General features: G+C 61.8%; 27 protein-coding genes. All 27 read left to right on the plus strand.

Annotated elements, in window-relative coordinates; all coding sequences use genetic code 11:
• Window position 1: 1 nt before the first annotated feature.
• Entirely contained in the window at window positions 2-1,033 is a 1,032-nt protein-coding gene (locus G3580_RS04535; RefSeq protein ID WP_173764136.1) for an N-acetylneuraminate synthase family protein, read from the plus strand.
• Between the two features lie 20 nt (window positions 1,034-1,053).
• Complete coding sequence (locus G3580_RS04540; protein ID WP_173764137.1) at window positions 1,054-1,845, plus strand: SDR family oxidoreductase; 792 nt, start codon at window positions 1,054-1,056, stop codon at window positions 1,843-1,845.
• Between the two features lie 13 nt (window positions 1,846-1,858).
• On the plus strand, window positions 1,859-2,569 hold the full coding sequence (gene pseF / locus G3580_RS04545) for a pseudaminic acid cytidylyltransferase (RefSeq protein WP_173764138.1): 711 nt from the start codon (window positions 1,859-1,861) through the stop codon (window positions 2,567-2,569).
• Between the two features lie 14 nt (window positions 2,570-2,583).
• A complete protein-coding gene (locus G3580_RS04550; protein ID WP_173764139.1) occupies window positions 2,584-3,870 on the plus strand; it encodes an aminotransferase class III-fold pyridoxal phosphate-dependent enzyme in 1,287 nt (428 codons plus the stop codon).
• A gap of 13 nt (window positions 3,871-3,883) precedes the next feature.
• The gene (gene pseG / locus G3580_RS04555; RefSeq protein ID WP_173764140.1) at window positions 3,884-4,957 is read left to right on the plus strand and encodes a UDP-2,4-diacetamido-2,4,6-trideoxy-beta-L-altropyranose hydrolase; all 1,074 of its coding nucleotides are present in this window, start codon (window positions 3,884-3,886) and stop codon (window positions 4,955-4,957) included.
• A complete protein-coding gene (locus tag G3580_RS04560) occupies window positions 4,950-5,822 on the plus strand; it encodes a class I SAM-dependent methyltransferase (RefSeq protein ID WP_173764141.1) in 873 nt (290 codons plus the stop codon). Before pseG ends, G3580_RS04560 begins: the two co-directional genes overlap by 8 nt.
• 16 nt (window positions 5,823-5,838) lie before the next feature.
• A complete protein-coding gene (locus tag G3580_RS04565; RefSeq protein ID WP_173764142.1) occupies window positions 5,839-6,678 on the plus strand; it encodes an NAD-dependent epimerase/dehydratase family protein in 840 nt (279 codons plus the stop codon).
• 8 nt (window positions 6,679-6,686) lie between these two features.
• On the plus strand, window positions 6,687-7,136 hold the full coding sequence (locus G3580_RS20240; protein WP_173764143.1) for a metallophosphoesterase family protein: 450 nt from the start codon (window positions 6,687-6,689) through the stop codon (window positions 7,134-7,136).
• 20 nt (window positions 7,137-7,156) lie between these two features.
• The gene (locus G3580_RS20435) at window positions 7,157-7,375 is read left to right on the plus strand and encodes a hypothetical protein (RefSeq protein ID WP_407671030.1); all 219 of its coding nucleotides are present in this window, start codon (window positions 7,157-7,159) and stop codon (window positions 7,373-7,375) included.
• Window positions 7,372-8,307: an ATP-grasp domain-containing protein gene (locus G3580_RS04580; protein ID WP_173764145.1), complete on the plus strand. Its 936-nt coding sequence runs from the start codon at window positions 7,372-7,374 to the stop codon at window positions 8,305-8,307. Before G3580_RS20435 ends, G3580_RS04580 begins: the two co-directional genes overlap by 4 nt.
• A 14-nt stretch (window positions 8,308-8,321) precedes the next feature.
• Window positions 8,322-9,368 (plus strand): pseudaminic acid synthase, encoded by a 1,047-nt coding sequence (pseI, locus tag G3580_RS04585; RefSeq protein WP_173764146.1) that lies wholly within the window; start codon window positions 8,322-8,324, stop codon window positions 9,366-9,368.
• The gene (locus G3580_RS04590) at window positions 9,365-9,898 is read left to right on the plus strand and encodes a GNAT family N-acetyltransferase (RefSeq protein WP_173764147.1); all 534 of its coding nucleotides are present in this window, start codon (window positions 9,365-9,367) and stop codon (window positions 9,896-9,898) included. Before pseI ends, G3580_RS04590 begins: the two co-directional genes overlap by 4 nt.
• Window positions 9,899-10,027: 129 nt before the next feature.
• Window positions 10,028-11,608 (plus strand): polysaccharide biosynthesis PFTS motif protein, encoded by a 1,581-nt coding sequence (locus tag G3580_RS04595; RefSeq protein ID WP_228720837.1) that lies wholly within the window; start codon window positions 10,028-10,030, stop codon window positions 11,606-11,608.
• Entirely contained in the window at window positions 11,605-12,285 is a 681-nt protein-coding gene (gene pgl / locus G3580_RS04600; protein WP_173764149.1) for a 6-phosphogluconolactonase, read from the plus strand. Before G3580_RS04595 ends, pgl begins: the two co-directional genes overlap by 4 nt.
• A gap of 31 nt (window positions 12,286-12,316) precedes the next feature.
• Window positions 12,317-13,300, plus strand: coding sequence for a phosphoglycerate dehydrogenase (locus G3580_RS04605; RefSeq protein WP_173764150.1), 984 nt, complete (start codon window positions 12,317-12,319; stop codon window positions 13,298-13,300).
• Window position 13,301: 1 nt separating this feature from the next.
• Window positions 13,302-14,192, plus strand: a complete 891-nt coding sequence (locus tag G3580_RS04610) for an NAD-dependent epimerase/dehydratase family protein (RefSeq protein ID WP_173764151.1) — start codon at window positions 13,302-13,304, stop codon at window positions 14,190-14,192.
• Complete coding sequence (locus tag G3580_RS04615; RefSeq protein ID WP_217424600.1) at window positions 14,189-15,043, plus strand: FkbM family methyltransferase; 855 nt, start codon at window positions 14,189-14,191, stop codon at window positions 15,041-15,043. The genes G3580_RS04610 and G3580_RS04615 overlap by 4 nt, the downstream gene beginning before the upstream one ends.
• Before the next feature lie 5 nt (window positions 15,044-15,048).
• The gene (locus G3580_RS04620; RefSeq protein ID WP_228720839.1) at window positions 15,049-15,678 is read left to right on the plus strand and encodes an HAD family hydrolase; all 630 of its coding nucleotides are present in this window, start codon (window positions 15,049-15,051) and stop codon (window positions 15,676-15,678) included.
• Window positions 15,675-16,442: an HpcH/HpaI aldolase family protein gene (locus G3580_RS04625; protein ID WP_173764153.1), complete on the plus strand. Its 768-nt coding sequence runs from the start codon at window positions 15,675-15,677 to the stop codon at window positions 16,440-16,442. The genes G3580_RS04620 and G3580_RS04625 overlap by 4 nt, the downstream gene beginning before the upstream one ends.
• Window positions 16,442-17,053, plus strand: coding sequence for an acyltransferase (locus tag G3580_RS19985; RefSeq protein WP_228720768.1), 612 nt, complete (start codon window positions 16,442-16,444; stop codon window positions 17,051-17,053). Before G3580_RS04625 ends, G3580_RS19985 begins: the two co-directional genes overlap by 1 nt.
• Entirely contained in the window at window positions 17,040-17,966 is a 927-nt protein-coding gene (locus G3580_RS04635) for a class I SAM-dependent methyltransferase (protein WP_173764154.1), read from the plus strand. The genes G3580_RS19985 and G3580_RS04635 overlap by 14 nt, the downstream gene beginning before the upstream one ends.
• Before the next feature lies 1 nt (window position 17,967).
• Complete coding sequence (locus tag G3580_RS04640; RefSeq protein WP_173764155.1) at window positions 17,968-18,891, plus strand: NAD-dependent epimerase/dehydratase family protein; 924 nt, start codon at window positions 17,968-17,970, stop codon at window positions 18,889-18,891.
• A gap of 36 nt (window positions 18,892-18,927) precedes the next feature.
• Window positions 18,928-19,677, plus strand: coding sequence for a 3-deoxy-manno-octulosonate cytidylyltransferase (locus tag G3580_RS04645; RefSeq protein ID WP_173764156.1), 750 nt, complete (start codon window positions 18,928-18,930; stop codon window positions 19,675-19,677).
• A complete protein-coding gene (locus tag G3580_RS04650) occupies window positions 19,670-21,625 on the plus strand; it encodes a TIGR04326 family surface carbohydrate biosynthesis protein (RefSeq protein WP_173764157.1) in 1,956 nt (651 codons plus the stop codon). The genes G3580_RS04645 and G3580_RS04650 overlap by 8 nt, the downstream gene beginning before the upstream one ends.
• Window positions 21,625-22,509 carry a glycosyltransferase family 2 protein gene (locus tag G3580_RS04655; RefSeq protein ID WP_173764158.1) on the plus strand — a complete coding sequence of 295 codons (885 nt, stop codon included), beginning with the start codon at window positions 21,625-21,627 and terminating at the stop codon, window positions 22,507-22,509. Before G3580_RS04650 ends, G3580_RS04655 begins: the two co-directional genes overlap by 1 nt.
• An 8-nt stretch (window positions 22,510-22,517) precedes the next feature.
• Entirely contained in the window at window positions 22,518-23,468 is a 951-nt protein-coding gene (locus tag G3580_RS04660; protein WP_173764159.1) for an NAD-dependent epimerase/dehydratase family protein, read from the plus strand.
• Complete coding sequence (locus tag G3580_RS04665; protein ID WP_173764160.1) at window positions 23,465-24,619, plus strand: glycosyltransferase; 1,155 nt, start codon at window positions 23,465-23,467, stop codon at window positions 24,617-24,619. Before G3580_RS04660 ends, G3580_RS04665 begins: the two co-directional genes overlap by 4 nt.

The raw sequence follows: 24,619 nt of genomic DNA on the forward strand, positions 1-24,619 counted from the left end.
CATGGGCCTCATGAGAATCGGAAACAGGATTGTGGGCGAGGGGCGTGCCGCCCTCATGTTTGCCGAGGAAGGACAAGCCAATCAGGGGGACGCGGCCGTCGCGATGAGGATGTCGCAACTGGCGGCAGACTGCATGGCCGACGGCATCGAGTTCCAGTTCTTTCTGGCCGATGACATGTATATCCGCACGGACCCCGGCTACGACATCTACAAGAGCCGGGAGCTTTCGGCGACCGAGATTCGCGACATCATCTCGCATGCGCAAGCCTGCGGGTTGCTTTGCCAGGTGGCCGGTTTGTCACCCGCCATCATCGAGTTGTGCGCCGAGGCCGGTGCCGACGTTTTTTGTGTCAATGCCACAGACCTGACCAACCCGAAGATCATCGACGCGGTGACATCGACCGGCAAGCCGTTCTGGCTGGCCACGCTGATGGGGACGATGGATGAGATCGACTGGGCGGTCAATCATGCGCTGGGTCGTGGATGCTCCAACGTTGGACTGTTGCACGGACAGCACGTGATGTCCTCCGACACGACACGCGGCGTGCCGCCAGAACTCCTGCAACTTGACTGCATCGAGCTGTTCAAGCGGCGCTACGGACTCGTGACCGGATTTGTAGACCACACAGCGACAAGGTTCGTGCCGGCACTGGCGGTGGCCAAGGGTGCTGCGCTCATCACCAAGCATCTGGCTCCGGACCAGGACTGGCGTGGCCCCGACTGGGTGGTGTGCCTCGATCCAGAGGGCTGGAAGGAGTCCAAGTGGATGCTGGACTACGCGTCCGCGTCCAGCGGTGCTTCCAAGGAAATTTCCCAGATGGAATTCAAGGATCGAAGTGTTCACCGGCGCGGCCTGTTCACCCGTCATGCGCTGCCGGCCGGGCACGTTCTCGAACCCGCTGATCTCGTGGCTTTGCGCCCCGGCAAAGGGGGCGTCGACCCGAAAATGTTGTCTGAAATGGTGGGGAGATCGCTGGGTCGGCCGCTGGATGCGCAGCATCAGATCCAGTGGGACGACCTCGCACAGCGCTGAACCAAGGAGTTGGAGTCAAGATGGATCTGGGATTGTCGAACAAAGTCGCCGTGGTGCTCGCCGGGAGTGCCGGAATCGGGCGAGGTATTGCCACCGTGCTCGCGGACGAGGGTTGCCGTGTTGCCATCTGCGCCCGCGACCAGAAGCGGCTCGAAGAGACGGCCGAATACATTCGGCAACGATCGGGGCGTGACCTCGTCGCCTGTACAACCGATGTCAGTGACGCTGATTCATTGAACGGGTTCTTCGACCAGGTGTTCGAGCGCTTCGGTCGTGTCGATATCCTGATCAACAACACCGGCGGGCCACCGGTCGGCGCATGCCTCGATCTGTCCGATGTCGACTACGAGGCCGCGTTCAATCTGGTGCTGATGAGCAAGATCCGGGCGTGTCGCCGGGTCGTTCCGTCGATGCGCGAACATGGCTGGGGCAGGATCATCAACATCGAGAGTACCTGCGTGAAAAGCGCGCTTGAAAACATGGTGCTCTCCAACGTTTTCAGAAGTGCTTCTGCGGCGTTCGCCAAGACCCTGTCCATGGAGCATGCGCGCCAGGGCGTGCGGGTTCACACCCTGCTTTCGGGGCCATTCATGACCAATCGTGTCAATGAACTCGGTGAGAGCGCGGCAAGGAATAAGGGCATTTCGTTTGAAGCGTGGCGCGCCGAGGCCGAAGCCGGAACGGCGCTGGGACGTTTTGGCGACCCGCTCGAATACGGCGCGCTGGTAGCCTTCCTTGCCAGCGACCGTGCTGCCTATATGAACGGGACCTGCCTGGCGATCGATGGCGGGGCGCTCAGGACCATTTCATGAGGACGCGCGCGCGATGAAACTCGCCGTCATTCCCGCCAGAGGGGGCAGCAAGCGCATTCCGGGGAAGAACATCATGCCCTTCTGCGGGCGCCCGATGATCGCCTATGCACTTGAGGCGGTTGAACGGTCGGGGGTGTTCCACAAGATCCATGTATCGACCGATTCCGAAGAGATCAGGGATGTGGCGGTCAAGCTCGGTTTCGAGGTCGACTTCATGCGCGATCCGGCGCTGGCGGACGACTTCACCGGTCTGATGCCGGTCTTGCGATGGGTGGTCGACGAGTATCGGACGCGCGGTCAGGTTTTCTCCGAGATCTGTTGCATGATGCCCAATGCGCCGCTCGTGCTCAGCCACGATGTCGAAGCGGCGTATCAGACCTTCAGCGCGCATGGCGGCGAACATCCGCTACTGGTCTACGCGCGCTATCCCGTGCCCATCGAGTGGGCGTTCCGCCGCGACGAAAGCGGCCTGATGAGTGCCGTCTCTCCGGAAAGCCTGACGATCCGCTCCCAGGACCTGGCGCACGCCTACTATGAATGCGGCCCGTTCACCTGGTGGCGCGCCGAGCATCTGCTCCAGGACAATCCGCTGACCGGCAAGGTGCTGTCCTACATCATGCCGACCGAACGGGCGGTGGACATCGATACGGTCGAAGACTTGGCTTACGCCGAGCAGCTTTACCGTCTGATGACCGCCACGCCGGCGAGTCCGCCTTCAACCTGACGCCGAGTTTCCACATGCGCACCTATCACCATTCCGAACAGTTGCTTGAGCGTGCACTGAAAACCATTCCGCTCGGCAGCCAGACGTTCAGCAAGAGCAAGACCCAGTACCCGTACGGGGTGTCGCCCTACTTCATTCGAAAGGGCGCGGGATCGCGGGTCTGGGACGTTGATGGAAACGAGTACGTCGACTTCATCAACAGCCTCGCGGCAATCACGCTGGGCTATCAGGACCCGGATGTTGACGCGGCAGTGGCGGCGCAACTGAAGGAGGGGGTGGTCTTTTCACTGCCTCATCCGATTGAAATGAAAGTGGCCGAGAAAATGGTCGATCTCGTGCCGTGCGCCGAGATGGTTCGTTTCGGCAAGAACGGATCGGACGCCACGGCTGGCGCGATCCGGCTGGCTCGCGCGTTCACCGGGCGAGATCACGTTGCCGTCTGCGGCTACCACGGGTGGCAGGACTGGTACATTGGGACGACCCCGCGCAACCGCGGCGTACCGTCAGCCACCCGGGCACTGACTCACACCTGGGCCTACAACGACATCAAGAGTCTCGAGGCCGTGTTCGACGCGCACCCCGGAGAGATTGCCGCGGTCATTCTCGAGCCCATGAATCTGACGGAGCCGTCGCCCGGCTTCCTGGAATCGGTCAAGACACTTGCCCACAAGTACGGCGCGCTGCTCATTTTCGACGAAACCGTGACCGGGTTCCGTTATGCCTCCGGCGGCGCTCAGCAACTGTTCGGTGTGACCCCGGACCTGGCGACCTTTGGCAAGGGCCTGGCAAACGGGTATCCCGTCTCCGCAGTGGCGGGGCGGGCGGACGTGATGAAACTGATGGAAGAGATCTTTTTTTCCTTCACCTTCGGTGGCGAAACGCTCTCGCTCGCGGCAGCATTGGCGACGATGAGGAAGCTGGAGCGCGAGCCGGTTATCGACACCATGTACGCTCAGGGCGCGAAGATCGTTGATCGACTGGGCGCGCTCATTTCTGCGTCCGGGGCGTCGGACTTTCTCGGCGTTGCCGGAAATCCGACCTGGAGCTTCCTGACCATCAAGGACACGGATGCCTACTCGATGTGGCAGATCAAGACCCTGTTCCTCCAGGAAATGTTTGCCCGCGGCATCCTTACGATCGGGACGCACAACATGAGCTATTCCCACAGCGATGAGGATCTGAGCCTGCTTTTCAAGGCGTACGAAGACGTTATGCCGATGATTTCGGCCGCGGTCAAGGACGGCACGCTCGAATCGAAGCTTCGTTGCGAGCCGCTCGAGCCTTTGTTCAAGGTCCGATGACGCAAGCCCCACCGTGAACGTCGTCATCAGGGCTGACTCCTCGATCGATATCGGAAGCGGTCACGTCATGCGATGCATGACACTCGCGGATGAACTGGTGGCGCGCGGCGCTCACGTGGCGTTCATTTGCAAGGCGCTGGATGGCGCGATGATCGAGCCGATCCGGCAACGGGGCTTCGCCTGCCACGAGATCGCTGCGACGCCCGCTGGGTCGGGTGCCGACGCCGCGGATACCCTGGCGTTGATCGCCGGACACCGTCCGCCAGTGGATTGGCTGATCGTGGACCACTACGGGCTCGACCGGCGGTGGGAACAGATCATCCGTCCGGTGGTGCGTCATCTGATGGTCGTCGATGACCTGGCAAACCGATCGCATGATTGCGATCTGCTGCTCGACCAGAACTACTACGCCGACATGGCATCGCGTTACGACGGGTTGGTGCCCGCGCACACTGCGCTTCTGCTGGGCCCCGAGTTCGTGCTGCTGCGCCCGGAGTTCCGGGCGGCGCGTCGGGCGCTGAGGCCCCGAAACGGCCCGGTGCGACGGATGATCGTGTTTTTCGGGGGGACGGACCCGCTGAACCTGACCGCCCCCGTCCTTAGAGGCGTTGAACAACTGGGGCGCAGCGACATTGCGGTCGACGTCGTGGTTGGCAGTGGTAATCCGCACCGCGGCAAAATCGAGCATTTCTGTCTCCAGCACGCGTGGGCCCACTACCACTGCCAGGTCTCGAACATGGCGGAGCTGATCGCCGCGGCGGATCTGGGGGTCGGCGCGGGTGGCGCGGCCATGTGGGAGCGTTGTGCGTTGGGGTTGCCCACGCTGACGGTGGTCTTTGCCGACAATCAGGTGCGCACCACGACCGACGTTGCGCAGACCGGGGCGATTGCCTATCTGGGCTGGGCCCAGACTTTGTCCGACCGCGATTACGCGCGCACCATCGGAGAACTCATCGATCGTCCCGCCGAGCGGGCGGCCATGGCTGACGCGGCCTTGAATCTGATTGACGCCTCGGCGAACGGTGCAATTGCGGTCGCCCGCGCCATGGAAGGCGTCATGCATCAATCCCGGAGCGAACATGGATAAGCGCTTGATCCAGCACGAGTACGGTTTCTGGACGCTTGAAGACAAACCCGGCGTCGAGGAGCTGCAAGCCTATTACGCTGAGAAGTACTACCAGCAGGCGCGGGGGAGCTATGAGCACCAGTACAGCGATCAGGAAAAGGCCTACTTCAGGACAAAACTTGAGCAGCGTCACGCCGTCCTGACGAGGGTCACGCCCAATGCCCGCTCAGTGCTGGACGTGGGCTGCGGTGAAGGCTTTGCGATGGCGTACTTCCGCTCGCAGGGGTGGTCGGTCAAGGGGCTGGATTTCAGCGCGGCGGGGGTCGAGGCGCAGAACCCGCAGTGTCGCGAGCACTTACTGGTCGGTGATGTCTTCGCCTTGCTTGCGGCGGAAAGCGCGGCAGGCCGGACCTATGACGTCGTCTGGTTGCAGAACGTCCTCGAACATGTGCTCGACCCCGTCGATCTCATGCGCTCCCTGAAAGGGCTGCTGACCCCGGGTGGCGTGGCGGTCATCACGGTGCCCAACGATTTTTCCGCGGTTCAGCGCGAGGCGCTCGAGCTTGGGCACATCGATCGCGAATTCTGGGTGGCCTTGCCGGACCACCTGTCCTACTTCGACCATGTGTCATTGCCGGAGACGGCGCGGCAGACCGGTTGGAAATGCGTCGAACTGCTGGGCGATTTCCCGATTGACTGGTTTCTGTTCCATGAAGGTTCCAACTATGTGCGGGACGGCGCGCGTGGCAAAGGGGCCCACCGGGCGCGTGTCCAGCTGGAGAACATGATCCATCGGCAACCGGTCAATGATGTGCTGGCCTTTTGGTCTGCTGCGGGAAGGTTGGGCGTGGGCAGGGATTTGACCCTATTTATTCAGGTTGGCTAGAAGTGGGGCTGAAGCGATGAAATCAGTTCTTATAACAGGAGCGAACGGGTTCGTTGGAAGTGCCTTGGTCCGACGGTTGGATTCGGAAGGTTGGCACGTCATCCCGTCCGCGAGAAAGAGGTTTGACGACAAGACTCTGGTTCTCGATTTCGAGAGTGAACAGTTTTACTCGCAAGTGAATTGCCTGCCTAGAGTGGATGCCATAGTTCATTTGGCGACAAAAGTTGGCTTTGGCGATCAATCAATCGACGAACTGTATGTGTCAAACGTAGCGGCGACCGCCGCTCTGGTCTCGATAGCTAAGCGAATGGGTGCGCAATTTGTCTTTTCGTCAGCGGCGCTAATCGCGGGGTTAAGAACGTCGCGTATCGGGATCAACTCCGATGATAGGCCTGAAATTCCCTACATGTTGAGCAAGCAGTTGGGAGAGCAGCTTGTTCGAGCCTCGGGTGTCAGTGCATCCATTTTGAGAATAGGCGGCATTTTTGGCCTTGAGGGCCCCGACCATCTCGGTATCAATCGATCGATCAAATCCGTCTTGAATGGGAGCCCTCCGCTTTTGCACGGTTCGGGTGAGGCTGTTCGAAACTACATATATGTCAAAGATGTTGCCGAGGCGATTGTGTACGCGCTTAACAACAGGGTAGAGGGTACCCATCTGGTTGCAGGACGAGAACCGATGGTTGTCTCGCAGATGTTGCAGACCATCTGCGACGTTTTGCACCCAGGCATGAAGCCGGAACAAATGCCCGGGGATCGCGGGTTCGACCAGATTGTAGAGCCGTCGCCCACTCTTCCTGATGCTCGATCCTTCAAAGCGGCGCTGCTCGACATCGCGAATGAGGTTTGCCAGTGAGGTTGGCCTTGATTGGAGATGTGCACTCCAATGCATTGGCTTTGAATACTGTTCTGAATGCAGCGGCTCAAGAGCGAGTTGATGCGCTACTCATCACAGGCGATCTTGTTGGGTACTATTTTTCCGCACGTGCCGTTATCAATCTTCTTGCGCCGTGGGAAAAGTTCGTCGTACGCGGTAACCATGAGGAGATGTTGGCGCGCTTGCGGCGCGAGCCAGCATCAGGTGGCGAGATCCGGCGCAGATACGGGTCCGGACTCGATATTGTGCTGGCTCAGTTGAGCGAACGCGAAGTCGATCAGTTGTGCAACCTGCCTCACCCTCTGTCGCTTGAACTGGATGGGCGGAAGATCCTCCTCTGTCATGGCTCGCCCGAGGATCTGGATCGCTACGTCTATCCCGATAGCGACCTTGGGGGATGGCCGACGGCGCGCTGGACGCCTTCGATCTGGTGGTGACAGGGCACACCCATTACCCCATGGAGCGTGTCCTGGGGGACAATACGCGCTTGGTGAACCCCGGTTCGGTCGGGCAGCCACGCAACCGGCAGCCCGGGGCCCACTGGGCGCTCTACGATACGCAGAGCGGTTCCGTGTCGTTCCGGTGTGAGTCGTATGATTTCAGCCCGATTCAGGCGCAGGCACGAACACTTCACCCGGAATTGCCCTATCTGGCAGACGTATTGGAACGCAGATGAAGTCGCTTTTGATCACAGGTATCGGTGGAGATATTGCCCAGGGGGTGGCGACCATCATCCGGTCGCACTGGCCTTCCTGGCGTCTTGTCGGCACGGATACGCACGAGCAGCATGGCGGACGCCTGTTCGTGGATGAACTCGTCCTCATGCCGCCGGCCAGCGATCCGGCCTATGTCGATGCGATCCGTGATCTGATCGAGACCCGGGGCATCGATGTCTTCCTGCCCATGTCGGAACCCGAACTGACCGTGCTGGGAGATCTGATCTCGTCTCTGGGGGAATCGCGGTGTGTCACCGCAGGGGCCTCGGTCATCCAGACGGGGCTCGACAAACTGTCGACGGTCGAAGCGCTCGGCCGCTTCGGGTTGCCTGCGCCGTGGACACTGCCGGTCAGCGAGGCGGCACCGCTGGCATATCCTTGCATCCTGAAGAACCGGACGGGCTCCGGCTCGCGCGCCGTGTTTACCGTTCAGGATGAGGTCGAAGCCCGATATCTCGCCGGCAAGTACCCGAACGCGGTCTTTCAGGAGTTGCTCGAGCCCGCGGATCGGGAAATCACATGCGCGGTGTATCGAACGCGCGAGGGTCGTACGGCCAGCCTGCTCATGCTCCGCCGCCTGACCGGCGGCTTCACCGGCTGGGCCCGCGTCATCGAAGATGCCGAGACCACGCGCATGTGCGAAGTCATCGCGGAGAAACTGGATTTGCGCGGCAGCATGAATGTGCAGCTGCGGCTCACCGACCAGGGGCCGCGCGTATTCGAAATCAACCCCCGGTTCTCGTCCACCGTGTTGATGCGGCATCGACTGGGTTTCTGTGACGTCGTCTGGGCGCTCGAGGAGTTGCTGGGCCACGAGGTGCAGTTGCCGACAATTGCTGCGGGGCAGGTCATGGTGCGCATCCAGGACGCTGTGGTGGTCAAGGAATCCTGACCAGGAGTTTGGACATGATCAGTATTGCCGGCCGGAAGATCGGCCAGAACGAAAAGCCCTTCGTTATCGCGGAGATGTCGGGTAACCATAACAAGTCGCTCGAACGGGCGCTGGAGATTGTCGATGCGGCCGCCAGGGCCGGTGCGCACGGGCTGAAAATTCAGACCTACACGCCCGACACGATGACGATCGATCTCGACGAGCGGGAATTTCACATCTCCGACAGCAAGAGCCTTTGGGCCGGCGCGTCCCTGTACAAACTGTATGGGGAGGCCTACACCCCATGGGAGTGGCATCAGGCCATCTTCGATCGAGCGCGGGCCCACGGCATGGTGCCGTTCAGTACGCCATTCGATGATTCCGCGGTGGATTTCCTCGAATCGCTGGATGTGCCTTGCTACAAGATCGCCTCGTTCGAGAACACGGATGTGCAGCTGATCAAGCGCGTGGCCGCGACGGGCAAACCGTTGATCATGTCCACCGGCATGGCCTCGCTCGCTGAACTCGACGAGAGCGTGCGCGCCGCACGCGCTGCCGGTTGCCGTGATCTGATCCTGCTCAAATGTACGAGTACCTATCCGGCCACGGCGGAAAACACGAACATCCGCACGATCCCGCACATGCGCGAACTGTTCGGCTGCGAGGTCGGCCTTTCCGATCACACCATGGGGTCGGGCGTGTCGGTGGCCAGCGTTGCCCTCGGCGCCACGGTTATCGAGAAACACTTCACCCTGTCCCGTGCCGACGGCGGCGTCGACAGCGCATTCTCCATGGAGCCCGCTGAACTCACGGATCTGGTCGAGGCCACCGAGCGCGCCTGGCAGGCGTTGGGGGCAGTCAGCTACGGGCCGACGGACGCCGAACGCAAGTCGCTTCAGTATCGGCGCTCCCTTTACGTGGTCGAGAACATCGCGGCCGGTACGGAGCTGGGCCACGACAATATCCGCGCGATTCGGCCGGGCCTTGGTTTGCCGACGAAATACCTGGATGTAATTCTCGGCAAGCGAGTGAAGAGGGATGTCGCGCGTGGCACTGCGCTGACCTGGGATCTGATGTCGTGACGCCCGATGTGACGCTTCCCATCGAGGGCGGCTTCGTGCGACCTCTGCGTGAGGCCGATGCGCACCCGGGATACGTCAATGGGCTCAACGATCCGGTGGTCAATCGTTTCCTCGATGCGGTGAAAGCCACACCCCAGACGCTTGAGTCCGTGCGGGCGTTCGTTGCGGCCGACGCGTCTTCCCCGTCTTCCGTCCTGTGGGGTGTTTTTGCTGCAGGGCGCGAGCCTCATGTCGGGACGGTCCGCTTGCACGGAATCGAGCATCGCCATGGCACCGCCCATATCGGGGTGTGCCTGTTCGATCGTGGCGTGTGGGGCCAGGGTCTGGGCGGTCGCGCGATTGCAGCCGTGACGCGATGGGCGATCAATTCGCTGGGGCTTCGATGGGTCGAGGCCGGCGCCTACGAGGGGAATACGGCATCCCGGCGGGCGTTCGAATCAGCCGGTTACCACTGGGTGTTCGATATCCCGGGGAAGTATCTGTTCGAAGGGCAGCCCACCACGGTCAAGGTCTATGCCGCACGCCCCTGATCACCCCGGCGTGACCATACGCCCGTCTGCTTGCCCGGGCGCTGTCGCGTGAGGCTCGCGGGTCTGACGGGCTTGCTCGCGCTTGTGCCCGGAACGGGCCTATGGCGGCGCAAGCGTTTGCGCGCAGTCATGCGTGGATACCGGGCGCTCAGAGCATCATCGCGTCTTGGCGCGATTGGTGTGATCAAGAATGAGCTGACCGAAACCGTGGTGCCTAACGTATCAGGGCGCTTCAGCCCGGCGTTCATGGGGGCGGCCATCGTCGCTGCGGAGCGGGTGTTGAGGCAGTACCTGCTCGTGCTGATCGGTGGCGTCGGCCTGAATCGATCCTTGCTGATGTGTGCAGGCGATCCGTGTCGCCCGGTGGTGTATCCGATGCCCATGTACTGGCAGGAAGCGATGCGGCGGAACGGCTTTGCGGTGTCGCAATGGCGCTGCCAGTTGCTCTGGCGCGGATATGTGCTGGGCATGTGGGCGTACGGCGCCTTCCGTGCACTGCGGATACTTGTTGCCGGAATGCGCGCTGGCGGTGCACCGAGGCCCGACGGGGTGAGCGCGGTCTGCTTCATGTATCTGTCGCGCGCAAACCTGCCTGCATCCGATGACGATACCTCCAGCCACGACATCGTCTCGTGGTTCTCCCGATGGCCTGGTCGAAGCAAACGTGTATCCAAGGTGTGGCATTCCGTGCCCGGTGTGCCCTGCAAGCGAGTGGGCGATCTCGAGCTCGAGTTTCGCCCCGATGCCATTGCTCCGCTCTGCGGCCGGAAAGAGCTGTCGGCCTACGCTCGTTGGAGCCTGCAGGCGATCCTGACGGCTGGCGCCGATCTGCTGCGTGGGCAGTGGTGGCACGCTTTGCTGTTGAGCCAGGCCACGGTCGCGGCGCAGGCGAGGTGCATCCCGCCCGAATCGCTCGCGCGCACCTACTACTTCCACAACAGTGGCTGGATCTACCGGCCCGTCTGGACGTACGAAGTCGAAGCTGCGGGAGGCGCGGTCGCAATGTACTTCTACTCGACCAACTGCGAGCCCTTCAAGCGGGTGGATGCTTACCCACCCATGTACTACGGTTATCGGTCGATGAACTGGTCGAGTTACCTGGTGTGGGACGAGGCGCAGGCCGATTTCGTGAGAAGGGCCATCGGCCCTTCGGCGAAAATCGACGTGGTGGGTCCAATCTGGTTTCAGGGGAGCGCGGAGATCCTGGCGCCAGCACCCGGATTCTCCGTGGCGGTGTTCGATGTCACACCCACCCGGGCCTCCTGGTATCAGGCGCTGGCGCTTGACACCGAGTTCTACGTGCCGGAGACAGTGAATGCGTTCATTCGAGATGTCTCCGAAGAGGTCGCAGCGCTCGGTGGGCGCATGGTGTGGAAGCGAAAGCGGCAGATCGGCCGTATGGCGCATCCGGGCTATCGCGCCTGTGCGGAACGTCTGGGATGTGACGAACACGTTTCTCTGGTCGATCCTGCTGTGTCGGCGCTGCGCGTGATCGAATCCACCACCGTGACGATCTCCTTGCCGTTCACGTCGACCGCTCTGCTGGCCTGCGATTCAGGCAAGCCGTCAGTGTTCTACGACCCCTCCGGCCGGGTTCAGACGGATGATCGCGCTGCCCATGGCGTGCCCGTCCTGTCGGGGCGAGACGCGCTGCGCGCATGGCTGGCTGATCAACACCGGACGTTCGAACAAAGGCAAATCCCCGCATGAGCGCTGATCCGAATCTGATCGTTTTGACACCCGAAAGCTGGGCTCGGGAATCCGCATCACGCGTCCAGGCGTCCGTCGAGACCGTTCTGGGCAGGCAGGGGCGCTGCGCCGTCATGCTGACCGGCGGCCGAAGTGCCCGGCGCCTCTACGAGGCTTGGGCCGGACTCCCTGCGTTTCATGCCATGCAGAACGTGCAGTTCTTTTTCGGCGACGAACGCTGCGTTCCCCCGGACGACGGGCAGAGTAACTTCGGCATGGCGATGGAGACCCTGTTCGCTCATGGCGTGCCGTCGGGTTGCATCATCGAGCGCATGGAGGCGGAAATGGCGGACCGCGCCAGTGCTTGTTTTCGCTATGAACGCCTTCTGCCGAGTAAAATCGACGTTTTGTTGCTGGGCGTCGGCGAGGACGGGCACATTGCCTCCCTGTTTCCCGGGGCTGCGGTGCTGGGGGAGCAGGTTCGGACGGTTGTACCGGTGACCGGGCCGAAATGGCCGCACGAGCGCCTGACCGTGACCCCGCCCGTCATTGAAAGCGCTGGGGCGATCTTCGTCCTCGCGGACGGGGCGACAAAGGCGAGCGTGGCGCATCGCGTCAGGTCGGGCCGTGACGATGTATCGGAGCTGCCCGCCGCCCTGGTGCGAACTGCGACGTGGCTGCTCGACACGGCAGCGTAGAGAACAACTGCTAGAAGCGAAGACATAGAAGATGGCAAGAATCCTCATCACGACCGTTCCGTTCGGAGACAAGAACGATCAGCCGCTGCGGCAGCTGGAGGCGTCAGGGGTCGAGTATCTGATCAATCCGATCGGCCGCAAACTCAAGGAGGACGAGTTGGCCTCCATGGTGAGTGATGTCGAGGTCCTGATCGCCGGCACCGAGCCGATCACCGAAAAGGTCATGGCCAATGCGCCCGGGCTCAAGCTCATCTCCCGTGTCGGCATCGGCCTCGACAGTGTCGATCTGATGGGCGCAGAACGCAGGGGCATCAAGGTCAGCTACACCCCGGATGCCCCGGCACCGGCCGTTGCAGAATTGACGATCGGACTGATGTTCTCGCTCATGCGCTCGATTCACCTGGCCAACGCGCAGATGCATCGGGGGGAGTGGCACCGGTATTTCGGACGTCGCCTGCCGGATATGTGCTTCGGCATCGTGGGCGCGGGCCGGATCGGGGGCCGCGTGCTTCGCCACCTGTCGTCGCTGGGAGCTGGCCGCTTGCTAGTCAATGACACCAATGCCGACGTGGACCTGAGTGAGGTGCCCGGGGTCGAGCGGGTGTCCAAAGAGGTCATCTACCGCGAATCGGACATCGTCAGCCTCCATGTGCCGCTGACTGCTCAGACCAGGAATATGGTCACGTGTGAGCACCTGTCCCTCATGAAGCCGGACGCCATGATCGTCAATACGGCGCGGGGCGGGATCATCAACGAGGCCGATCTGGCCGGCGTCCTCTCCGATGGTCGGCTGGCGGGCGCGGCCGTGGATGTCTTCTGCGAAGAGCCGTACCAAGGGCCTTTAAGCAGCATTGATCGATGTCTCCTGACCTCGCACATGGGCTCCATGTCGATTGATTGCCGGACGCAAATGGAGATCGAGGCGACGGAGGAGGCCATTCGCTATCTTTCGGGCGCGCCGCTTCAGGGGCTCGTGCCCGATGCGGAATACCAGGTCCAGCGGGAGGGGCTCTGACATGGCACGGGTCTGTGTGATCGGAGGGTCGGGTTTTCTCGGCAGCCATGTGGCGGACGCGCTGAGTGCGGCCGGTCACGAGGTGCTGGTCTACGATCGACGGGCTTCGCCGTGGGTGCGTCCGGAGCAGACCATGGTGGTCGGTGACCTGCTCGATGCCCGGAGTGTGTCCGATGCCGTGGCCGGTTGCGAGTACGTCTACAACTTTGCGGCGCTCGCCGATCTCAACGAGGCGCTCGACAAGCCCCTGGAGACGATCCGTATCAATGTGCTCGGTAATGCCAATGTGCTCGAGGCGTGCCGCGTCGCCGGCGTCAGACGCTTCATCTATGCCAGCACCGTCTACGTCTACAGTCGCCAGGGGAGCTTCTATCGCTGCAGCAAGCAGTCCGCCGAGCATTATGTCGAGGAATACCAGGCGGCCTACGGACTGGACTACACGGTGCTGCGCTATGGCTCGCTATACGGTCCTCGCTCCAACGATCAGAACGGTCTGTGGCGGATCGTGAACGAAGCGCTCAGAACCGGGCGGATTCGCTACGCCGGCAGCGCGGAAGCGATGCGCGAATACATTCACGTCGAAGATGCTGCGCGTGCCAGCGTGGCGGCGATGGGCGACGAGTTTCGAAATCAGCACGTGGTCCTGACCGGCCAGGAGCCGATGCGTGTGATGGACATGCTGAAAATGGTGGCCGAGATTCTGGGCATGCCCCAGGCCGTGGAGTTCGAAGAAGGGGACTACGCAGGCCACTACGTCCGCACGCCTTACGCCTACCAACCCAAACTGGGCCGAAAGTACGTGCCGCCGATGCATGTTGACCTCGGTCAGGGGCTGTTGCAGCTGATCGGCGAGGTCCAGAACGAAATTGCGAATGAAGGGGAAGAGGGTTGAAAACCGCGTTGAAGGAAGCGCTCAAGGGCGCGATCCGGCATTCACTCGACTTTGGTGGTCGAACGCGCGCCGGTAAGTACGTGTTCAAGCAGATGCTCGATGTTTCGATGGAAACCGTGCGGGAGGTGGAGCACGAGGGCTGCCGTTTGCGGTTTGCAGCGCCCAACGAGCTGTGCAACTGGCGTGCTCAGACCTTCTCGAGCAAGGAGCCGGAGACGCTGCAATGGATCGACTCGCTGCCTGAGGGCAGCGTGCTCTGGGATGTGGGCGCCAATATCGGGCTGTACTCGGTATACGCGGCCAAGCGCCGCCAGTGCCGCGTGTGGGCATTCGAACCTTCAGTGTTCAACCTTGAGCTGCTGGCGCGCAACATTCACCTGAACGAACTGGTGTCGCGTGTGTGCATCGTTCCGTTGGCGCTGAGCAATGCGATCGGTTCGAACGAATTGCGAATGACCACGACAGAGTGGGGCGGCGCGCTGTCAACCTTCGGTGAGCAGTACGGATGGGATGGAGAAGCGATTCGCAAGGTCTTCGAATTCCAGACCATGGGCTTGCCCATGGATGCAGCGCGAGACTTGCTGGGCATACCGCAGCCCGATTTCCTCAAGATGGATGTCGATGGTATCGAGCATCTGATCCTGTCAGGCGGTGCCTCCGTGCTTGCGGGGGTGCAGCAGGTACTGATCGAGGTGAACGACGATTTCCAGGAGCAGGCGGAGGGATGCGAGCGATTGCTTACGGCCGCAGGCCTGACACTGAAGCACAAGCTGCATTCGGAGATGATCGACAATTCGACGACCGGCTTCCAGAACACCTACAACCAGATCTGGGTGCGGGAGACGCGTTGAGTGCCGTGCTGACCGGCGCCCGAGCGGTGTTCTGGGATTTCGACGGCGTCATCAAGGAATCCGTGTCCGTCAAGACGGAGGCCTTTGTACAACTGTTCCGGCCGTTTGGCCCCCGAGTGTGTGAGTCAGTGCGGTCGCACCACCTGGCCAATGGCGGCATGTCGCGATTCGACAAATTGCCTGTGTACCTCGAATGGGCGGGCCTTCCGTCCGACGAGGCTCACGTGGCCGACTACTGCGATCGGTTCTCCAACGCGGTGTTTGAAAATGTCGTGACCGCGCCGTGGGTGCCGGGCGTCGAGGACTACCTGAGGCAGAACCGGCATCAACAGCGGTTTTTCCTGGTGACGGCGACGCCGCAGGAGGAGATCGAACGCATTTTGTCCGCCATCGACCTTCAGACCTGTTTCCTGGCTGTGTTTGGGGCGCCGACACTTAAATCCGAGGCCATTCGCCAGACGATTTCGGATCGCGGTCTCGTGAAGAGCGAGTGCGTGATGGTCGGCGATGCGACGGCCGACATGGCTGCCGCCGAAAACAACGCCATTCCGTTCCTGCTTCGCCGTCACGCCGACAATGTGCAAGCATTCCTGAAGTATGACGGCCCTTTCGTTGAGGATTTTTCTGGCCTATGAATCGCAAGGAAAAGATCCAGTCCATCCGCCAGGCGCTCGATCGCGGCAACGCCAGCATCGGCAGCTGGATTCAGATCCCTCATCCGTCGATCGCCGAGATCATGGGGAGATCAGGTTACGACTGGGTGGCGGTGGACATGGAACACGGCACCGTCGGCGCGCATCAACTGCCTGATCTCTTCCGCGCACTGGAGCTGGGTGGGACGCTGCCTTTGGTGAGGCTGGCCCACGGTGCGACCAAGGACTGCAAGCGCGCGCTGGACGCGGGCGCCGGCGGCGTCATCGTTCCCATGGTGGAGTCGGCACAGCAACTGGCAGGTGTCCGCGATGCCTGTCGCTGGCCACCGTCCGGTACGCGTGGCGTCGGCTTCTCGAGAGCCAATCTCTTCGGAGCGGATTTTGCGGCTTACGCCGAAGAGGCGCAGGCGCCGTTGCTGGTGGCGATGATCGAACACATCCGTGCTGTCGACAGTCTTGAGGAAATCCTTGCTGTCGACGGACTGGACGCGATCCTGATCGGGCCTTACGACCTGTCGGCGTCGATGGGAGTGACCGGACAATTCGATGCGCCCGGGTTCCTGACGGCCATGGAGCGTATCCGAAGTGCATGTCGCGTCGCCGGGAAGCCATGCGGGCTGCACGTGGTGGCCCCCGATGCGGCCGAACTGACCAGCAAACTCGACGAAGGCTACCGTTTCCTGGCGTATTCGATCGATTCCGTCTTCTTGCGCATGTCGGCCATGAACCCAGTGGAATCGCGCTGATGGGTTTGCGCGGCAGGCTTCGTCTCTGGTGGTATCAGGCCAGGCGTTTCTCCGGGCGATATCGACAGGGGGCGCATTCGAGCGCCGTCCCGTCGAAAATTCTCATCAGCAAGCGAGCTTCCGGTGAAATATCGCTGGGCGACCATGTCATCTGCGCGGGCGAGCTGTACAGTTTCTTCGACAAAGGTTTCATTTCGATCGGTGATTGCTCCTATGTGGGGCAGGGCACCCGCATCTGGGCACTCTCGCGCGTGCAGATCGGAAACCGGGTGCTGATTTCGCACGACTGCTTCATTTGCGATAACCTCACGCACCCGCTCGATGCCCAGGTGCGCCACGCGCAATACATGGCCAAGCACGGTTTCGCGTTCCCGACGCAGATCGAACTGGCCGAACGCCCGATTAACATCGAAGACGATGTGTGGATTGCCGCGGGGGCGACGATATTGCGCGGTGTCCGGGTCGGAGCCGGTTCGGTGGTGGCGGCCGGGTCTGTCGTGACCGAAGACGTGCCGTCCGGAGTCGTCGTCGCCGGGAATCCGGCGCGGGTCATCAAGCGCATTGAATACCAACCGCCCAACAAGAAGGAAGTTGCCCATGGCGTTGCCTGAACGCTGCCCACTCTGTTCTGCCGGTCGTGAATCGCAGTCCGTGGTGACCCGGCACGTCTTTGGCGATGTCTCCGGGGCGCGTGCCTTTTTCCACTGTGGCGCATGCGATGTCCGGTATCAGTTCCCCGCGCTGACCGAGGAGGAAGAGGCGCGATTCTATGCCGCCGAATTCGAGGGTTTCATGGCCAGCCGGTCCGGAGAGCAGGGCGGGTGGCTGAAGACCGAACAGCATCTGGTTGCGAACGAACCCACGCGACTGCGCCGCATGAAGTACATGGCACCCTATCTGGACGGTTCGCTCGATATTCTCGAGGTCGGGTGCTCTTCCGGATTCATGCTCTATCCGCTGGCCGAGGCGGGCCATCGGTGCACCGGCATCGAGCCATCGGGCATCTTCAGCGAGTTTGTCCGCAGCCGCGGCCTGCCAGCTCATGCGTCGCTGGAAGCCCTGCAAAAGGCATCTCCGACAGCTCGCTTCGATCTGATCCTGCATTTCTTCGTTCTGGAGCACATTGCGGACCCGGTCGCCTTCCTCACGACGCAGTTGGCCATGCTCAAGCCTGGCGGGCAAATCATCTTCGAGATCCCGAATGCCGCCGACCCACTTTACTCGGTTTACGATATCCCGGCATTCGAGCGCTTTTACTGGTCGGTCGCGCATCCGTGGTATTTCAACGAGCCCTCGCTGAACTATCTGCTTGAGCAGGTCGGCAGTGAAGCCCGCGTGCTGCGTGATCAGCGATACGACCTGTCGAACCACATGGTCTGGGCGCGCGATGGCCGTCCCGGCGGCATGGGGCGCTTCACGGAAAAGCTGGGTTCGGCTGCCGAGGAGGCTTACAAACAGTCATTGATCGACTGTGGCATGTGTGACACCTTGGTCGGGATCATCCATAAATCGGAGAACGTCTGAGATGGAGCGAGTCCTGATTACCGGTGTTGGGGGATTCATCGGGTCGCATGTTGCGCGCCGCTTTATGGACGAAGGCTACGCCGTCGTCGGTGTGGACGACTTTTCGACCGGTAAGCCCGAGAACGTGCCGGGGGGCGTTGATTTCATCGAAGGCGATCTGGCGAGCAGATCGACCATGCAGCGCTTGCCGCGCGATTGCCGCCGGATTCTCCATCTCGCGGGGCAGTCCTCGGGCGAAATCAGCTTTGATGACCCGGTCGCGGACCTGGAAAAGAACACGGTCTCGACGCTCAACCTCATTCAGTATGGTCTTGAGTACTCAGTGGAGCGTCTGCTCTACGCCAGTTCGATGTCGGTCTATGGCGCCGTCGAGGACGCCGCAATCAGTGAATCGCGCCCCTGTCAGCCACTGTCATGTTACGGCGTCGGCAAGCATGCTTCCGAAGCGTACCTGCGGGTCTACCGTACGAAGCTGCCGTCCGTGATCCTCCGAATGTTCAACGTCTATGGCCCGGGCCAGGATCTGAGTAATCTGCGTCAGGGCATGGTGAGCATCTTCCTTGCCCAGGCACTGGAGAAGGGCGAGATCGAGGTCAAGGGCAGCCTTGAGCGATTCCGGGACATCATCTACATCGATGATGTCGTCGAAGCGTGGTTTCGATCCGCCACCCAGGCCCGCGCACTCGGGCAGACGCTGAACGTGGGCACGGGCGTCAGGACGACCGTCGGAGAGCTGGTCGAGCGGATCTGCACCCATGTGCCGGGGGCTTCGCATTTCGTCCAGGGCGCGACGCCGGGCGACCAGAGCGGTATCTACGCCGATGTGTCGGCCATGAAGAACGTGCTCGGGATGACCGCGTTCACGTCACTGGATGTCGGGCTCGCGCGCTTCGTCGAATGGGCCCGCCAGGCGAAGCTTGCCTGAAGCATCGAATTCCAACGAACCAGAAAGCACACAGACATGAACATTCTCGCTCTCATACCGGCCCGGATGGGCAGCAGCCGTTTCCCCGGAAAGCCGATGGCGCCGATCCTCGGTAAGCCGATGATCGGCCACGTGTTCGACCGGGTGAAGCAATCGCCCATGCTGGCGCTGACGGCGGTGGCGACCTGCGACCAGGAAATCTACGATTACGTCGAGTCCATCGGCGGCGTCGCGGTCATGACGAGTTCTTCGCATGAGCGTGCCTCCGACCGTTGTGCCGAGGCCCTGATCAAACTCGAGCAGGCACGTAATACCCGCTACGACATCGTCGTCATGGTGCAGGGAGACGAGCCGATGACCCATCCGGACATGATCGCCGAAGCGGTCCAGCCGCTGATTGACGATGCTTCGGTTCAGGTGGTCAATCTGCTCGGCAACATCAAGAGCACTGAAGAGTTCGAGGATCGGAACTGCATTAAGGTCGTGTGCGACCTGGCCCAGAATGCCATCTTTTTCTCCCGGGAACCGATTCCGACGCGCTGCAAGGTGGACCAAATTCCGATGCACAAGCAGGTGTGCATCATTCCGTTCCGACGTGATTTCCTGCTCGAGTACAACACGCTTGCACCGACGCCCCTGGAAATTGCCGAGTCCGTCGACATGATGCGTGTGCTCGAACACGGCATGAAGGTTCGCATGGCGCCAACGTGCCACGACACGCACGCCGTCGATACGGCCGAAGACCTCAAGAAGGTCGAGCGTCTGATGCAGGGGCTCGATGGCTGACCAGAGCTGCAGGGCACCGGAGTCCGGCTCCGGTGCCGTGCTGGTGTGGGATGTCGAGGGCGACCCTGTTGGCGGGTTCGACGTCACGGCCTTGTGGCGTGCTTTCGACGCCACGCCGCTTCCCGATGCGAACGTGGTCTCCCTGCCCAGGCTGGTCGAGGCCGGTGCTGACGACCTTCGTGCACGTTACCTGGCGTGGATATACGCCTTGGGGACGGCAATGGCCGGCGGACAGAGTGTTGCCGAGCGATTCACCCTCCGGCCCGGACTCAGCTACTGGTGGCTGGCTGCGCCCGCCCAGAAATTCAGCATCTCTGCCGTCTCGCTCGTTCCGGATGCCATCAAGATGCTCGCTTTCGAACGGTATCTCGATGACCGGGACGTGCGCTCGATCCGGCTTGAATCAGAGAATCTTCGATTGGCCGAATGCCTGTCGGCCTACTGTCGCCAGCACGGCTACAGCTTCGATTGGCGCCGCCGCGATGCGGGCGACGTCGCATCTCCGACCCTGGGGGCGCTGTACCGGCGTCTTCCACCGACACTGCGGGCCATCATCTCACTGATGCGGTTCTGTGTGTCCCGGCTGTCCTCGGCGCGTCCTACCGCGTCCAATGCCCGGCCCCCGGGGACGATGTCGGTGTTCGACGTCCTGATCCACCTCGACCGATCGTCCCTGGAATCCGGCCGGTTTGCATCGAATTACTGGGGGCCGCTCGTCCGGCGCCTGGACGAGGAGGGCATTCGAGCGAACTGGTTTCACATCTTTCATCCGCAGCCCGCAGTAGCCAAGTTCAGGCGGGCTGTCGAACTCGCGCGGCGCTTCACGGCAGCGTCGGACGGACGCCAGTGGCACCAGATGGTCGATGGAATGCCCGGCATCGCAACCGTCGCCAGGGCGTTGAGCGATTTTTTCAGGATCGGGCGTGCTGCGAAGGCCTCCCTGCCGGCATTGAAGGCCGTCAGGCCGGAGGGCTCTGTCCTGGCGCTGTGGCCGTTCCATGAGGACGAATGGCAGGAGTCGGTGCGTGGCCCCAATGCCCTGATGGAGTGCCTTCGGCTCGGTGGCTTCGAATCCGAGTTCGCCCGACTGCCTAGACAGGAGGTGGGGCTCTATCTTTGCGAGAATCAGCCGTGGGAGCACGCCTTGATCCACGCGTGGCGTTCCCGGGGACACGGCACGCTGATTGCCGTCCCGCATTCGACCATCCGATACTGGGATCTGAGGTACTTCCACGACCCGAGGACGTACGTCGAGGCGGACGCCAGCCGACGTCCGTTGCCGGATCAGTACGCATTGAATGGACCGGTCGCCATGCGCATGATGGTCGACGCAGGCGTGCCCAAGGAAAAGCTCGTTCCTGTCGAGGCGCTTCGTTTCATGTATCTGGAGCACGGCAGGATGCCTCTGCCAACCGGGATGGCGACGATCACGCTGCTGGTCTGTGGCGATTTCCTCACCTCGACCAACGACAGGATCTTTGAGCTGTTGAGCGGCGTGGGGGAAAATTTCCCGCGCGGCAGCAGAGTCGTGTTCAAGCCGCATCCCGCATTCCCCTACGCGCCGGCGCATTCGCTCCATGCCGGCGTCGAGGTGCTTGTCGATGAGCGTTCGTTGTCGGCATTGTTGCCGGAATGTCATATTGTGATCAGCAGTGCAATTACCTCCGCGGCGGTCGATGCCTACTGTGCGGGACGCCCGGTCATACAGGTCGCCAGTGGTCGCGGTTTGAACGCAAACGCCTTGCGTGGCGTGGACGGCGTGGCACTGGTTGCGACCTCGGCGGAGTTGGCTAGCGCGCTGACGCAAGCCGTTTCGGCGCAGGCCCCGCGCACGCGCAGTGAACATTACTTCCATCTGGATTCGGCGCTGCCCGGCTGGATGAACATGCTGAGAAGTGGTCGATCCCCGGACGTGACGCCCACGCTCGGGCGGCTTGGAGACGTTTGATGTCGCGACAGAAGCAGACACCCGACAATACGGCGCCCGTGCGCTTCTCCGTCGTGATTCCCACTCTGGGCGGAGCACAGATCTCCCGAACCATCGAACAGATAAACCAAGGTTCTGTGCGTCCGCATGAAATCCTCGTGTGCATACCTGAGGCTGAGGCTCACAGGGTGGCGGGTTTGCCCTTCGACAATGTCCGGATCGTCCCGACCCCCGTTCGTGGCCAGGTCGCCCAGCGAGCGTTCGGTTTTGCGCAAGTCGAATCGTCGCTCGTGATGCAGCTGGACGACGACATCATGCTCGATCACGATGCCGTCGCCACTTTGCTCAGCGCCCTGACCGCGCTGGGGCCGGGGCATATCGTCGGGCCCGTGTTGTACAACGTCGAGACAGGCGCGCCGTTGTCAACGATCGACACCGGATTCAAGGGGTTCGTGATCAACGTCTACGAGTCGTTAATACGCGGATTGCCCTGGGGCAAGCGCAGAATGGGTGCGCTCAGTGATATTGGCGGGTGCGGGAGCGTCGATCCACGCCTGTGCGATGAGGCTCTGGTCAGCACGGAGTGGCTACCGGGCGGGTGCTCGGTGTCATATCGAGACGAGCTCGTGCTTGACGCATTCTTTCCCTACCCGGGGAAAGCGTTCTCGGAAGATGTGCTTCATTCGACGCTGAGGACCCGGAAGGGGATTGTCCATCACGTCGCCGTGCGGGCGAAGGCAACCATACAGCCGCCCGAGCGCGGAGTGACACGCTACAGCGCGCTCGCTGAAATCAGGGCGAGACAATACGCAGCACGGATGCTCGGCGGAAATCCCGTGCGCGCATACCTTGCCTCGGTTCTTGATATCCTGCGGCGACAGATTGCTGCCCTGCTGGCACGCTAGGTGAGCGCATGACATCCCCCCTCATCGTTGTGACCGGCGCCAGCGGCTTCATCGGGAAGCATCTCCTCGACGCGACAAAGGGGCGCGCCGTACTTGCCCTCAGTCGAACGAGCAAAGCCCCGACGCCTGGCGAAGATCATGTGCGATGGGTGGAGGGCGATCTGGCCTCGGCGCAATGTTGGCTGGAGGTGCTCAAGCCCGGTTGCACAGTCATCAACCTGGCCTACCCGACAAGCCTTTCCGCTGAAGATGCAGTGAGCGCAGCGCGGAATATGGTGGCGGCGTGCGCCGAGTTTCAGGCGACCCGGCTGGTTCATTGCAGCACTGTGTCGGTCTACGGGAGGACCGAGGGCGGGGTGATCGACGAATCGACGCCATGTCGACCACAGGATGAGTACGGCAGGACGAAGCTGGCGATTGAAGAGGCGATCCTGGGGGCGGATGCCGGCGCGTGTGATGTGGGGGTCTTGCGGCCTGCCGCCGTGTTCGGCCCGGGTGGGCGCAACCTTGTGACGTTGGCGCAGAGTCTGCAGCACGGTTCCGCGGTCACCAATTATCTGCGGGCCTCGTTGTTCGGGCGCAGGAAGATGCATCTGGTGCCAGTCGAGTCGGTGGTGGCGGCGCTGGTGTTTCTGTGCGACAGCGCTCGCCCGCTGTCCGGGAACGTCTTCAACGTGGCCGAGGACGACGACGAATTGAACAACTTCCAGGACGTGGAGCGGATGCTGGCAAAGGGGCTGGGCGCAGGCGGGCGGTCCGTGGCGCCTCTGCCGATCCCTCCGTGGGCGCTTCGCTTGCTGCTGCGCTCGCGTGGCCGCAGCGAACTCGATCCCAACTGCGTCTATCGATCAGACAGAATCCGCTCTTGGGGCTTCGTGAGCCCCGTGAGCTTCGAAAGCGCATTGGTCGCGTTTGCCAACAATTTCGGTAGTGACTCGAGTACGCGGGGCTCGTCGTGAAAATCCTGCTCGTCAATCATCTGCTCGATCCTGTGACCGGTGGCGGTACGGCGGAGCGCACGCTGCAGCTGGCTCGATTTCTCAATCGGGAGGGGGCCGAGTGCACGGTGCTCGGGCTGAACATCGGCGATCTGGGCTCGGGTGAGCATCTGGCTCGCCGATATGGCGTCGATGTCATGGCGATACCGTGTATCAATGAGCGTTATTTCGTTCCCTGGTTGATGCCCTGGCGGCTGAAGCAGTTGGTCCGTGAGGTGGATGTTGTCCTTCTGTCCGGGCACTGGACGCTACTGAACGCGCTTTTCTTCCGGGCATGCCGACGCAACGGGACGCCTTACCTGTTCTGCCCTGCCGGCGCGCTCAAGCCGTTCGGGCGGTCGACGCTGCTGAAGTGGATCTACGCGAAGCTTGTCGGCAGTGCCGTGGCCCGTGAAGCGGCTGCATGTATTGCCGTTACCGAAGCCGAAATTGCCGATTTTGTGGACCGTGGCGTGGCTGCCGAGCGTGTGGCAGTGATCCCGAACGGCATCGATCCGGATCAGTACGTGCTCAATGACACGGCACTCGCTGTCGAGCGCTTCCGCACGGAACACGGGCTTGGCGATGCGCGGGTGGTTCTCTTTCTCGGGCGCCTGAATCCCATCAAGGGGCCCGATCTGTTGCTCGAAGCGTTCTCGCAACTGGCGCAGCAGCTACCGGACGTGCGCCTGCTCCTGGCAGGACCCGATGGCGGCATGCGCACAGACCTGGAGGCCCGCGCAAACGCGCTTGGGCTTGCTGATCGGGTTCATTTTGCGGGCTACGTGGGTGGGGATGACAAGCTGGCAGCCCTCCACACCGCCGAAATACTGGCCATTCCTTCACGCCGTGAAGCGATGTCCATCGTTGTTCTCGAAGCGGGGATCTGCGCGCGACCCTCTGTCTTCACGGACACCTGTGGTCTCGAATCGCTCGCGAGAGCTGGTGCAGGCGTCATGACGCCGGTATCTGAGGATGCGCTGGCGGCCGGTCTGCTCCAGCTGCTTGAGGCTCCCGAGCAATCGCGTGAAGCTGGAGTCAAACTGCAGCGTATAATCCGTGCGGAATATTTGTGGCAGTCTCAGGCGAGGCGTGTCCTTACCCTCGCGGCACAGGTTCTCCTTCCGCGCTGA

Origin of the sequence: Nitrogeniibacter mangrovi (assembly GCF_010983895.1) — a bacterium.
In the GTDB taxonomy this organism is placed as follows: Bacteria; Pseudomonadota; Gammaproteobacteria; order Burkholderiales; family Rhodocyclaceae; genus Nitrogeniibacter; species Nitrogeniibacter mangrovi.